Origin of the sequence: Rasiella sp. SM2506 (assembly GCF_050859505.1) — a bacterium.
Taxonomy (GTDB): domain Bacteria; phylum Bacteroidota; class Bacteroidia; order Flavobacteriales; family Flavobacteriaceae; genus Marinirhabdus.
Map to the genome: position 1 here is coordinate 320589 of NZ_CP193934.1, position 12879 is coordinate 333467.

General features: G+C 38.1%; 10 protein-coding genes. 1 reads left to right on the top strand and 9 read right to left on the bottom strand.

The window, feature by feature from the left end; translation table 11 throughout:
- Positions 1-3: 3 nt before the first annotated feature.
- The 6 genes from ACQ2HF_RS01570 to ACQ2HF_RS01595 all read right to left on the bottom strand — a co-directional run bounded on the left by ACQ2HF_RS01570 (position 4) and on the right by ACQ2HF_RS01595 (position 8345).
- Entirely contained in the window at positions 4-360 is a 357-nt protein-coding gene (locus ACQ2HF_RS01570; protein ID WP_432411758.1) for an STAS/SEC14 domain-containing protein, read from the bottom strand.
- A 34-nt stretch (positions 361-394) separates the two neighbouring features.
- On the bottom strand, positions 395-574 hold the full coding sequence (locus tag ACQ2HF_RS01575; RefSeq protein WP_432411759.1) for a CPXCG motif-containing cysteine-rich protein: 180 nt from the start codon (positions 572-574) through the stop codon (positions 395-397).
- Between the two features lie 128 nt (positions 575-702).
- Complete coding sequence (locus ACQ2HF_RS01580) at positions 703-2019, bottom strand: TolC family protein (protein ID WP_432411760.1); 1317 nt, start codon at positions 2017-2019, stop codon at positions 703-705.
- Positions 2009-5209 carry an efflux RND transporter permease subunit gene (locus ACQ2HF_RS01585; protein WP_432411761.1) on the bottom strand — a complete coding sequence of 1067 codons (3201 nt, stop codon included), beginning with the start codon at positions 5207-5209 and terminating at the stop codon, positions 2009-2011. Before ACQ2HF_RS01585 ends, ACQ2HF_RS01580 begins: the two co-directional genes overlap by 11 nt.
- A 1-nt stretch (position 5210) precedes the next feature.
- Entirely contained in the window at positions 5211-6356 is a 1146-nt protein-coding gene (locus ACQ2HF_RS01590) for an efflux RND transporter periplasmic adaptor subunit (protein ID WP_432411762.1), read from the bottom strand.
- Between the two features lie 69 nt (positions 6357-6425).
- Entirely contained in the window at positions 6426-8345 is a 1920-nt protein-coding gene (locus tag ACQ2HF_RS01595) for an ATP-binding cassette domain-containing protein (RefSeq protein WP_432411763.1), read from the bottom strand.
- Between the two features lie 40 nt (positions 8346-8385).
- Here ACQ2HF_RS01595 and ACQ2HF_RS01600 point away from each other — a divergent pair, with 40 nt between their 5' ends.
- Positions 8386-8811, top strand: coding sequence for a DUF983 domain-containing protein (locus ACQ2HF_RS01600; protein ID WP_432411764.1), 426 nt, complete (start codon positions 8386-8388; stop codon positions 8809-8811).
- Positions 8812-8939: 128 nt separating this feature from the next.
- Here ACQ2HF_RS01600 and ACQ2HF_RS01605 read toward each other — a convergent pair whose 3' ends face one another.
- From ACQ2HF_RS01605 to gldM, 3 genes are all read right to left on the bottom strand, one after another.
- A complete protein-coding gene (locus tag ACQ2HF_RS01605) occupies positions 8940-10004 on the bottom strand; it encodes an NAD(P)/FAD-dependent oxidoreductase (protein WP_432411765.1) in 1065 nt (354 codons plus the stop codon).
- A gap of 339 nt (positions 10005-10343) precedes the next feature.
- A complete protein-coding gene (gene gldN / locus ACQ2HF_RS01610) occupies positions 10344-11246 on the bottom strand; it encodes a gliding motility protein GldN (RefSeq protein WP_432411766.1) in 903 nt (300 codons plus the stop codon).
- Positions 11247-11262: 16 nt separating this feature from the next.
- Entirely contained in the window at positions 11263-12846 is a 1584-nt protein-coding gene (gldM, locus tag ACQ2HF_RS01615) for a gliding motility protein GldM (protein WP_432411767.1), read from the bottom strand.
- Positions 12847-12879 lie beyond the last annotated feature (33 nt).

The window sequence follows — 12879 nt, forward strand, 5'->3', positions numbered from 1 at the left end:
AGCTCAACGTTCTGCGATCCAGGACATGGCTTCCATGCGTTTTTCTGTATCAAAACTTTTAATAGTTGTGGTAAGAAATAAATTTTCTACCGCTCCACAGCCTTGAATCCACTTCCTATTGGTTACCAATGCAATTTTCCTAAGTTTGTCTGCATGTTCTATTTTAAATAGAATTTGATTAATGATGGCAGGTATAGTGAAGTTTTCAATACCGTTGTCTTCCAAATACAAATTTATCTTGCCATATTTATTTAGCTTTTCCAGTATACGTATATGAAGTTGGTTTACGCTATTTTCGTCCACCACTCCTTCTATAAAATATCCTACGGTATCATCAGAAAAACTAAAACTTGAATTCATTGGTAGTCAATTAACTACTAAAGATACAATAATTTTATTGACCCAAATCTTCAGCAGAGAAAGATTGTAACGCTCCGTCTGAAAAAACTACAGAAACAGTAATGGGGTTACAACAAACCTCACAATCTTCCACATAGGTTTGGGATACCGAAGGATCCAGTAACATAGAGATTTCTTCCCAGCAATAGGGACATTGAAAGTGATGTTCGAACATGAATTGGTACTAAGTATTAAGTATTAAGTATTAAGTATTAAGTAAAAATAGAAAAAACCTAACACTCCCCCTTCGGGGGAGTCGAATTTTTGAATCCGCGTGGCGGAGCACAAAAGTTCGGAGGGGGACTAAAAATCTACATTTAAGAGTTGTCCTGTTAATTGAAGCAACTCCAACTCGGCCAACTTGGCTTCATATTTTGCTAAATTTTTATTAGTCCTGGCGTTTAAAAGATTTATCTGCGCCTGCCTAAGCTCTACCGATGTAATCTGTCCCAGTTTATAACGTTCCTGTGACCGGTCGTAGTTATTGGTAGCCGTTATTACATTCTGTTCCTGTAAACTGTACACTTCTAATCTGTTTTGGTAGGCATCATTTGCATTGGCTACATCTCGTTTTACTTCGTTCTCTATTTGCTTTAAAATAAGCTGTTGGGAGTCCTTTTGAATTCGTAAATTCTTTACATTAGTGATACCACTTCCGCCATCAAACAAATCCCACGTTAAGCTTAATCCGGCTCCAAATCCTGTTGTTGTACGGGAACTTGCGAAACTAGTTGAAGGGAAATCTCCCTTATTCCAACCATACGATCCTGTGAGCCCTATGGAAGGTAGGAAAACCGATTTACTAGCTTTGTAATTATAATCTGTGATGTTAATATTTTTTCTTGCCTGAAGCAAACGCACATTATTGGTGTCGGACTTAATAATAAATTGCTCCACTTGCAATTCGCCCATAAAAGCTACTGTGGTATCTACTTCAAAATTTCGCTCTAATTCGGTATTAAGGACCACTGTTAAATCACGTTTGGTGTTTCGGAGTTGTTGGCGGGCATTCAGTAAATTTATACTGTCTGTTACAATATCTACTTCAGCATTTAGCACTTCTAGTTTGTTTACCTGCCCGTAATCAAAACTATATTCTGCCCGGGTTAAACGTGTTTTTGTATTTTCAAAAGTTTGTTTTAACACTTCAATATTTTCAGTAATTCGTGCTACTTCGTAATACACAGAAAAGAGTTGCAAAATTGTAGTTTCAATGGTTTGTCTTGCTTGTAATTCGCCAAGAGCATAATTTTCCTTTAAAGTTTTATAATTGTACCATCTCCCTAAACCATCAAACAAGGTGTAGTTTAGGTTAATAGACGCATTGTATTGTGTAGTCTCTGCACCATCCACAACGTTTGTAGTACCGTCGTTAAAGGTGACTTCCTGGTCTTCTAAATTGTAATTTGCGCCAGCCAACCCCGTTAAAGAAGGTAAAAACCCTGAGTTTAAAATACCCTGATTATTGTCTGCAATTTCAAGATCGTTATTGGCTATTTCAATACCGAAGTTATTCTGTAGCGTTTCTTTAATAGCTTCCTGTTTCGTAAGCATTTCTTGAGCCGAAACACTTCCAAAACCAATAAGACCTAGTAGTACTACTGTTAATTTAAGCCGCATGTTCTTCTTCTTCTTTTTGTTCTTTTATAGCACGTTCTACATCTTCCTTAGGCACTTTATTACCCGTATACAACCACTTAGCTCCTGTTTTAGTGCTATTGGTTAATGAAAGTAACAACGGCAAAATAATTAATGTGAGGAGCGTCGCAATTCCTATACCGTAGGCAATGGAGATTGCCATAGGCTTTAGGAATTGTGCTTGTCTACTCTTTTCTAACAGCAGCGGAGCAATTCCTGCGATTGTTGTTAAAGAAGTAAGAAAAATAGCTCTAAATCTTGAACGACCCGCTTCGTATAAAGCTTCGTCAAATTTCATGCCTTCCCGTAAATAACTATTAAATTTACCAATAAGCACCAAGCCATCATTCACCATAATACCAATCAAGGCTATAATCCCCAACATAGAAAGTATATTAATGGGGAAGTCATGAATCCAATGCCCCCAAGCCACAGCAATAAAGCTGAAAGGTATCATCAACATTAACAAAAAGGGCTGGCTATAACTACGGAAGGTAAATGCAATCACCACATAAATCAAGAAAAGTATAATAGGCACTGCCGTTTTAGCCGAATTTGTCAACTTATTGGCTTCCCTATTTTGCCCTTCATACTGCACTGAAATTGTTGGATACTTAGATAAAATCTCTGGCATCACATTAGCCTGAATGTCTGCAAGAATTTCAGTAGGACTCCCTTTAGGGTCGGCCATATCTGCATTTACTTGTATTTCCCGAAGACCGTTAAGGTGACTTATACTTTCGTCTCCTCTTTTAATAGTATAGGTAGCAATTTCGCCAAATGGAACTCGCTGTCCGCCTGGAGTGATAATGCGCATATCGTCCAAATCGTTAATAGACTCACGGTTTATACGGTCGTAACGCACCCAAACTCGTATTTCGTCCTGCCCACGTTGAAACCGTTGTGCTTGTAACCCAAAAAATCCAGCTCGTACCTGGCTCATTACTTCAAGCAAGTTCAATCCTAATGCATAGGCGGTTTCATTAAGTTCAATATTAATTTCTTTAATTCCTTCGGGGTCTGTATCTGCCACGTCTGTTAGGAGTGAGTTATTTTCGAGGCTAAGTTTAAGTTCATCCTTGGCCGCTTTTAACTCTTCGGTATTATTACCTAGCAATGATACTGAAACCGGATTTCCCCCAAAGTTACCTCCAGATCCAAACGTAAGGCGTTCTACCCCGTATACCTGGCCCACTTCTTCACGGATAGCATTGGTGATCTCGGGTGAGCCGAAATCGCGTTCTTCTCCTGGCAATAAATTCACATTTAACGATGCCTTGTTGTTTCCGGGGCCTACCCGCTTAATAATGTTTTCTACTACCTGTAAATTGCCTGTTTGCCTTTCAGTAAAACGTTCGTTTACTTTCCAAGCAGCGGTCTCTACTGCAGTTATAATACTGTCGGTAATTTTTGGATTGGTCCCTTCGGGCATCAGCAAATCTATACTCACACGATCGCTCGCAATACTTGGGAAGAAGGCTCCACGAATAATTCCACCTTGAAAAGAACCTACGGTTATAATCATAAGCCCTAGAAGAATGGCAAATGTCACAAAGCGTTGATTGAGGGCAAAACGCAACACGGGACTGTACAAATTATCACGTAAATACCGCATAAAACGATCACCATAGTCATTAACGATACGCAATTTTTGAAATGCTTTTGCTATGCCTTTTTTATTAGCTCGCTCTTCTTTGGTCTCCCGTTTCAAAGCTTTTGAATGTGCAATATGCGCGGGAAGAATAATAAGTGCTTCAATTAAGGAAACTACTAAGGTTAAAATTACAATAACCGAAACTTCACTAAAAAAATCACCTATCCGCCCATCGAGAAAAAGGAAGGTGGAGAAAGCTAATACTGTTGTTATAATAGCCGAAATTACAGGGGGCAGTACCTCCATAGTCCCATCAATAGCCGCCTGAATGGGTGTTTTGCCTTTCTCGTAATGCTGGTAAATGTTTTCTGAAATAACAATACCATCATCTACTAAAATACCAATTACAATGATCATCCCGAAAAGGGATAGCACATTGATGGTTACATCAAATTGAGCTGCAAAAATAAACATCCCCAAAAACGAAATGGGCAAACCAACCGCAACCCAGAAAGCCAATCGGGTATTTAGGAAAATTGACAGGAATAATAAAACTAAAATAATACCCGCAATTCCATTGTCACGAAGTAGCCTCGTTCTATCTTTTAAACGAATGGAAGAATCGCTCACCACATCGATCTTTACACCAGTATATTTTTGATTGAATTCGTCTACATATTCATTTACCTGCGCTGCTGTAGAAAGAAGATCTTCACTGTTGGTATTTGTTATTTCAACGTTTACAGCTACATTCCCATTAAAATAAGACGCGTTGGGCGTTTCAGAAAACCTGTCCTGGACGGTAGCCACATCTTGTAATCTTACAACGGTACCATTAGGATTGGCACGAACAACCAAATTATTTAACTCATCCCCGTAGTACGATCTGTTATTTGCGCGAATTAAATAATCTTCGGCATCTGTCTTAATATTTCCTCCTGTGGTTAAAATATTTGCCTGAGAAACTGCAGCGGCTACTTCAGTAAAGCTTAAGTTATAGGCTAACAAATCGTTTTCACGAACAGCAATTTCAATTTCTTCTTCGGGGTACCCAGATACTGTTATTTGGGAAATTCCCTCCATGGCACGCAAATCGTTTTCAATTTGCCTACCAATTTGTTTTAGTGAACTCAATTCAATATTATCGCCACTTATGGCAAAGTCTATGGTTTGCCTAATACGTTCTTGCTTAGCAACCACCAGAGGTTCCATTCCTGTGGGAAAGTTCGGAACACGATCTACTGCGTTCTTTACCTCGGCAAGCATGGCGTCTATATCTTCGTCACTCTCAATTTCAACTGTAATACTTCCTCCACTTTCCCGGGAAGTAGAGGTAACACGTTCTACACCTATTAACCCTTTTAAATTATCTTCAATTTTAAGGACTATCCCCTCTTCAATCTCTTGAGGAGCAGCACCGGGATAGGCAACACTAATACTTATAATTTCGGCTTCTTGTAATGGAAAAAAGGAAGATTTTAATTGCAACAATCCGAAGACACCAAAAATTATAAAAGCAAGGAGCAAAACATTTACCGCTACCCCGTACTTTATAAAATAACTTATAACTTTTCTCATGCTATTCGGTTGTTTCAGTTTCGTTACTCGCCGGAGCACTATCTCGATTTACTTTTACCAACATACCTGCATATGCCCCAGGAATCGATTTTAATAAAACAACTGTTCCGTCGGGTACACCTTGAACTACAACCTCTTTGGGAGAAAAATAGACGGGTTCTACTTTTATAAGATCAAGAATACTATCCCTAACAATAAAAATTTCGGACTCGTCTACTAATAATTTTCTTGAAATCTTGATAGCATTCGTTTGTTCGCGAGCTTCCAATTGCGCCTCTAGGTACATTCCTTCTTTTAAATCATCACCTTTCACCTCTACAAAAACCTTTATGGTTTGAGTATCTGGATCTATACGACCATTGACACGGCTCACTGTTCCTGTGTAGGTTTTAGAGCTCTGCGGAACTGAAAGCTCTACTTTTTCCCCTAGTTTCAGTAAATCACTAAATGTTTTACCAATAGCCAATTCCAACTCAAATACCGAAGTGTCAATATATTCACCCAATTTTTGTCCTTGACGAATTAGCGTTCCTTTAGTCACCAAAGCTTCGGTTAAAATACCACTGTAAGGAGCGTAGATATTGTATTTCCCTAAACGCTGTTCGAGGTTCTTTAAATTGTAATATGCAGCATATACACCACGACCTGTAACAAAATACTTTACTTTATCTGACGTAATTTCAGGCAAGGCTGGTACCGACTTATTAACATCAAAATTATCTAAATAAGTTTGCCATTTGGAAAATGAATCTGGATAATCTAACCGAAAATCCGGCATTAAGGAAGTCACTAAATTATAAAACTCACTTTTAGAGGCTTGTACCGAAGCATAATATTCTGCTGCATTAATCCTTATAAGAGCCTGGCCTTTTGAATAGGGTTGCCCTGCTTTAAAATCGTTGGCACTTCCTTGAAAAACACCTTGTACTTCAGAGTACAACTCAAAGCGATTTTTGGCTTGGAGTGTTCCATTTGCTGGGATTACAATAGGTACTGTACTATTTGTGACAGGTTCAGCAAAAACCGTTTTTATAATTTTGGCAATTTCTGGCTTTTCTTTGGTGTTATTATCTATGAGATATTTAGAACCAAAAAAAGCTATAACAAGAATTGCTACTCCAAGGCCGTATAGTATAAGTTTTCGCATTAACAGGTCGTAAGTTGGTTAAAAAAAACAAAAATACTGCGAGCCATCTCCTTTGGCGTTAAAAGTATCTTAAAGTTGCAATGCTTCTAACGATTCTGTCACATTTCCCCAATCCTCCATCAATTTACTGAGTTTATCCTTTTTTGCCTGGTATTTGTCAAAAAAGTCCGGCCTGGCGATGGTTTCGTCATAATTTACCTGCAACTCCACATCGATCTCTTTAATTTCTCGTTCCAATTTGTTTATCTGAGCTTCAGTTTTGCTGAGTTTATTCTGAAGAGACTTCAGCTTTTTCTGATCTTCATAACTTTGTTTGCCAGTGGTAGTATTTTTCTTTTCTTCGGAAACTACCTTCGTTTTCTTTTCAGCTTCGCGCATATTTTCAAGATTACGCTGATCTAAAAAATAGTCTATATCGCCAAGGTATTCTTTTAATTTATGATCTTTAAATTCGTACACCTTGTTGGTTAATCCCTGGAGAAAATCCCGGTCGTGAGATACTAAGATGAGTGTTCCCTTAAAATTATGTAACGCTTCTTTTAAAACGTTTTTAGACTTTATGTCCAAGTGGTTGGTAGGCTCATCCATTACCAACACATTAAAAGGTTGTAATAATAGTTTTGCCAGTGCGAGGCGGTTACGCTCCCCTCCAGAAAGTACACGTACGTATTTATCGACTTCTTCTCCTCTAAAAAGGAAAGACCCCAATATATCCCGAACACGTGGTCTAGATTTTTCGTCGGCAGCATCAATCATAGTATCCTCTACCGTCTTAGAACCATCAAGGTAATCTGCTTGGTTTTGCGCGAAATAACCAATTTGCACATTGTGCCCCAAATCAATTTTTCCATCAAAAGGAATATCCCCCACAATCATTTTTGCCAAGGTAGATTTCCCTTGTCCGTTTTGTCCAACAAAGGCTGTTTTAGAATCACGTTCAATTAACAAATCGACATTGTTTAATACTTTTTTATCGCCATAGCTTTTTGAAGCTTTTTCGGTAGTTATAACAACTTTTCCCGGCACTACAGAAATGGGAAACCTAAGATTCATCACAGCATTGTCGTCTTCATCAACTTCAATTCTGTCAATTTTATCCAACTTTTTAATAAGCGATTGCGCCATAGTTGCCTTACTGGCTTTGGCACGAAACTTTTCAATTAGTTTTTCGGTTTGTTCAATTTGCTTTTGCTGATTTTTCTGTGATGCCAATTGTTGCTCGCGCAATTCTTTCCGAAGCACTAGATATTTAGTATACGGTTTTGGATAATCATATATTTTTCCAAGAGAAATTTCAATAGTACGATTCGTCACATTGTCCAAAAACATTTTATCGTGAGAAACCACCACTACAGCACCGGCATAGTTTTTTAAGAAATCTTCCAACCATAAAATAGATTCAATATCTAAGTGGTTGGTAGGTTCATCGAGCAGTAAAATATCGTTGTTTTGAAGTAATAGTTTTGCCAATTCAATACGCATACGCCAACCTCCGGAAAAAGTTTCGGTCACTTTACCAAAATCCTCTCTTAAAAATCCAAGACCTTGTAAAATTCGTTCGGTTTCACCTTGATAGTTATAGCCACCGTGTATTTCGTATTGGTGTTGTATATCGTTAAGATCAATCATTAGCTGATTGTAGCTTTCACTCTCATAATCGGTACGGGTAGCAAGCTGGGTATTTATTTCTTCTAGCTGTTTTTCTAGTTTTTTAATTTCAGTAAATGCTTCGTAAGATTCTTCTAAAACGGTTCTGCCTTTCGTAAAATCTATATCCTGCTTTAAAAAACCTATGGAAATCTCCTTATCTGTTGCAATGGCACCTTCGTCATATTCTTGTTCGCCAGAGATAATTTTAAGTAAGGTAGATTTTCCAGCGCCATTCTTTCCAACTAATCCCACGCGGTTGCCGGGAGATAGCATGAAGGTAATGCCTTCAAAGAGATATTCCCCTTGAAATGAAACCGATAAGTTGTGAATATTAAGCATAAATTATATTGATAACGGGTGATAAAATTTCGGTGCAAAGATGCTTAAATTTGTACTGCAAAAAAAATGTAAATTCAATCATAAATCTATGGGCTTAAAAGGAAGTAAGATGTACAGTATTTTCACAGGCACATGTCCTGTTTGTCATACTGGCGAAATGTACAAAACCCATAACGCATATAAGTTTTCTGAAACTTTAGAGATGCACGAACGCTGTCTACATTGCAACACCAAATTTAAAATTGAGCCTTCCTTTTTCTACGGAGCTATGTATGTGAGCTATGCGGTTGGGGTTGCCGTTGCTGTTGCCGCTTTTATTATTGCCTATTTCTTTATTGGCTTAAACAGGCTACATACTTTTTTTGTGATTACTGGAGCATTGGTCGCATTGCTACCTTTTATTTTACGGATTTCCAGAAATATTTGGATTAATATGTTTTTTAAGTTTGATGAAGGGAAGGTTTAGTCACCTCGAAGCGCAGCGAAAGGCCACACAACTTGCTGAAAACGATTTGCAATGAAACTTTCTCACTCGAACGTGAGTTGCTTGCGTGATTTCTCCTATCGTCGAAATGACTGGGGGCATCGAAATGACTACTTAAACCTAGTAATCACTACTTCCTTCGGCAACTCATTATCCTTCTCAACAAAATCATACAACCACTCACTTAGCAAAGGTGCCATTGATAATCCTCTTGTTCCTAGTCCGCTTAAAAAATAGAGGGTTGGATTTTCTGGGAAACTGCCTAGTAGTGGTTTTCTATCTTTTACGGTAGGTCTAATTCCTGAAACCTGGTCTACAACTTCAAAATCGCATGAAATCATTTTTTGGAGCTTGGCTACTATTTCTTCTTTTGCCCGACTTGTTATACCTGGCGAATAGTCGTCACGACCGTAACTGGCTCCCACTTTGTACAGATCGTTACCTAAAGGAATTAGCATCATTGGGCCTTTTAAAACTTCTTTTAACTGAAGCGCAGGCGCTTTAAAGATGACGTACTCGCCTTTGTTACCCACAAATACTTTGGAGCCTTCTGGCGATACCGATACGTTAAAAAACGGATTATCTTTTACACTTGCTCCTTGTGCAAACACAACTTGCTTAGCAACATAATTTTTATAGGTGACTGAAGTTTCTGTTACTTGTAAACAGCTATAATTGAAGCTTTCAGATACCAATAATTCATTTTGCTGAAGATACTTTCGGTAGAACTCAATAAGTTTAGAAGGATCCAATAAGGCAGCTCCTTTTACACTTCCTAATCCTAATGGGGCGTGTACTGAAATATTTTTATTTTTTTGAATTTCAGAAGAAAGGAAATCAGATAATTCTAGTTTATCGCTAGCTACTACCCAATCATTTTGCTCTTCAATGTTATAGAAAATTCTATGGATGTTGACTGGATTGATAATTTTTTGATCTAACCTTTCAGAAATACTTTTATAAAATGGTAGTGCTTTTTCAAAAAATTGAGATGCATTCCAGGCTGCAGTGAATCGCTTTAATACTGTTGGGTTCAGGACGCCTCCAGATGCAGTTGTAGCGCCATTTTCACCGTCTTCTACCACTACAAAGGTTTTGCCTTGTTGCAATAGCGTTTCAGCAAAACAGATGCCTGCGATACCTAATCCTACAATGATGTATTCTACTTGTTTCATTAAGGTGTAAAATTAGGTTTTAAAAATGTAATTGAATAATTTTAGTATGCCAGTCTAAGCACCGCCAGAATGAATCTTTCGGGCTGGTCGCCGAAGACCATTTCGAAAAACACTTCGACATGCTCAGTGTACAGAATATTATATAAAACAAAAAAAGGCGTTATACATCCTAAATTTTTCGAGAGCGCTCCGCTAGGAACAGCCCTTCCGATTCAGCAAAGCTGAACCACCTTCCCTTAAAAGGGAAGGAGCATAGCTTAGGATTTTGAACTAAAATTGTTCATAAAAAAACCTCCTAAGAAAATTCTTAGGAGGTTTTTTAAGTTCACTTTACAACTACTAGTAGTTCCAAAGGTCTATTTCCATATTTCTGATTTGGTCCTTGATGCGTTCGGCTTCTAGCAATTGCATTAACGCATTATCGTTAATATAATCACGTACACCACGATCACCCTGAACGTTGTCTTCTTTGTAGATCATAGCGTTAAAACGTCTGGAGTTTAACAAATGATCATACGTAATAGGCTGCGAAGTGTTTTTACGGTTAAAAGCTTTTGACTTGTGCAAGGCTTCTCTCGCTCCCGGGAACCATACCCAAAACAATTCTACTTTACTATCCATATTGTCATCTGGAAATGCTTTAGATCGCGCTTCGTTCGCTACTGGGCAAAGACCTAACAAGCGATACTTTAACTCACCTTGACGTTTGTCCAGATACCAGATACCGCGAATTCTCCATTCTTCAATATCTCCTGCATCTAAGGCAAACTTACGGATGAACTGCTCATCTACAACACCTTCAGCATTGTACTGCTCGATACCATAATCTGTAGTATCGCTGTACATTAAAGAAGCACTTAAGTCTCCTAAAGTTCGCTTTTCAGTAAAATAAGAATCTGCATATACATCTTCAATGTTCCCGTTCTTGATATTTTTTACTAAAACATCATACAAAGAACGTCTTTCGCTACCAATGTTGTTGGTGTCTATAGGATAGTATAACGGAAAGTTTACACGCTCATCAAGGTCGATAATTTCCCAAGTGGTTTTTGACCACAGGATATCACGCTCGTCTGTATACCCATAAGGTAACGGCTCGTCATTATCATAAGCAATCTGTGCTTCTGTCTTCTTGCCTATATCATCCGGTGTTTTTGCGTTGAGTACGTTTAACTGAGCCGAAGCTGTAGTTGCACATAATAACAGACCAAAAACAGGTAAAACAACATTTTTAAAAGTCATAAATCAGTTTTTAATTCTAGTTTGTCAATTCGATAATTACAGGAGAAATCTTTTTCAATTTATATCCTGAATTACCAGCAATTTTTGCATTAATATCGATGATCTGAACTACATCACCACGCTTTGCTCTACGCAAGGCTGCTTGTGCTGCGCCATTCAATTTGGTACCACTCACAACAATGGTTGGTTGTCCAGATACTTTGAAGCTAAATCCAGTTACCTGAAGATTTAAATCAAAATCGAAGTCGTCCAACTTAGCACTCACACTTGAAATCTCAAGCCCTTGGCGCTGCATACGTACGGTACCACCATCTCCAGTTTCGCCTCTAATAGCTCCAACTGGACGTGGAATATCTTTAATACGGAACAATGAGTTTGTACTAATTTTTTGACCATCTGGCAACGTACCACTGGCTGTAATTGTTACTTCTCTACCAGTTCCCGGTGTCATATTATATTTACTACCTGAAGCTTTAGAAAGACCAGCTCCCGATGCAGATACTTTATTATCTGGAATACCAGGGATAGAAATAGTCATTGGGTTTACAACCCCACGATATACAACATTCATTTTGTCTGCAGCAATTACGGCAGAGTTTGGCTTAGAAATAGTAGCGAATCCAGTTTTTACCGGCACTTCTACTTTCTCTCCACCTTCACCGTATACCAACATTCCTTCAATTTTATGATCTCCAGGGCTACCAGCTCCAACATTAAGCACAACTCTACCACCTTGAACAGAATACTGATCTGTAGTAAGAGGTCTACCATCTAAGGTAAGATTTACTTCTTGAGGCACTGTGCTAGCATCTGTACGTCCTAACAAGATTGCTCCGTTAAACGTTTCACCAGAATAGTATGCAGATTTCTCTACATCCATAATAGTAGAATAATTACTAAAAGAAAGTGCTGCTGCCTGTTGTCCAGAAAGCATTTTTGAAAGCACTTCACTTTTTGCAGTTTTTACATCTGCCTGTAACTGAGTTAACTTAGTCATAGAAGCAATTAAAGGAAATCCTTCATAATTATAATTTAACCATTCTATTTCCTTACCATCACGATTTGTTTCTGGAGAGGTTGAAAAGTTATTTTCAATAGATTGCTTTAAATCTTCTACACCAATTACTCTTTTAGCTACTGCTGTATCGGATAAGACAGCTACCATATTTACACGGTATTTGTTCATTTTATCAATAAACTCCTGTCCTTCTGCCTTATACTTATCACCTGTAAAAAACAAGTTGTTAAAGTGATCTGGCTTATCCATTACCTCATAATCGGTTGGATCTTCCAAGTCTTTAATTGCAGCACTCTTTAACGAAGTGATATAAACATCTAAGTCGTTTGAAACTGTTTCAATTTCTTGAGCTTTTGCATACACCGCTGCATACTGAGCTGGCTCATCTGAGGCCTTCGTATTTAACCCTTCCATAAAGGCAGAGTTACGTGCCGAAGTTTCTGTATTTGCTTTCTCAATTTTATTGTTTAACAAACCAAAAGCAGATAATACTTCTTTTGACATGTTAAGTGCGAGCATTGCGATGAAAACCAAATACATTAGGTTAATCATCTTTTGTCTGGGGGATTGTCCTCCGGCCATATTTTTTCTTTTTAAAAGTTTATAATAGGTTGA

What these genes read in the sequence shown, in the direction of transcription:
- ACQ2HF_RS01570 (WP_432411758.1), bottom strand. Translation starts at nt 360, where the DNA reads ATGAATTCAAGTTTTAGTTTTTCTGATGATACCGTAGGATATTTTATA.
- ACQ2HF_RS01575 (WP_432411759.1), bottom strand. Translation starts at nt 574, where the DNA reads ATGTTCGAACATCACTTTCAATGTCCCTATTGCTGGGAAGAAATCTCT.
- ACQ2HF_RS01580 (WP_432411760.1), bottom strand. Translation starts at nt 2,019, where the DNA reads ATGCGGCTTAAATTAACAGTAGTACTACTAGGTCTTATTGGTTTTGGA.
- ACQ2HF_RS01585 (WP_432411761.1), bottom strand. Translation starts at nt 5,209, where the DNA reads ATGAGAAAAGTTATAAGTTATTTTATAAAGTACGGGGTAGCGGTAAAT.
- ACQ2HF_RS01590 (WP_432411762.1), bottom strand. Translation starts at nt 6,356, where the DNA reads ATGCGAAAACTTATACTATACGGCCTTGGAGTAGCAATTCTTGTTATA.
- ACQ2HF_RS01595 (WP_432411763.1), bottom strand. Translation starts at nt 8,345, where the DNA reads ATGCTTAATATTCACAACTTATCGGTTTCATTTCAAGGGGAATATCTC.
- ACQ2HF_RS01600 (WP_432411764.1), top strand. Translation starts at nt 8,386, where the DNA reads ATGCTTAAATTTGTACTGCAAAAAAAATGTAAATTCAATCATAAATCT.
- ACQ2HF_RS01605 (WP_432411765.1), bottom strand. Translation starts at nt 10,004, where the DNA reads ATGAAACAAGTAGAATACATCATTGTAGGATTAGGTATCGCAGGCATC.
- gldN (WP_432411766.1), bottom strand. Translation starts at nt 11,246, where the DNA reads ATGACTTTTAAAAATGTTGTTTTACCTGTTTTTGGTCTGTTATTATGT.
- gldM (WP_432411767.1), bottom strand. Translation starts at nt 12,846, where the DNA reads ATGGCCGGAGGACAATCCCCCAGACAAAAGATGATTAACCTAATGTAT.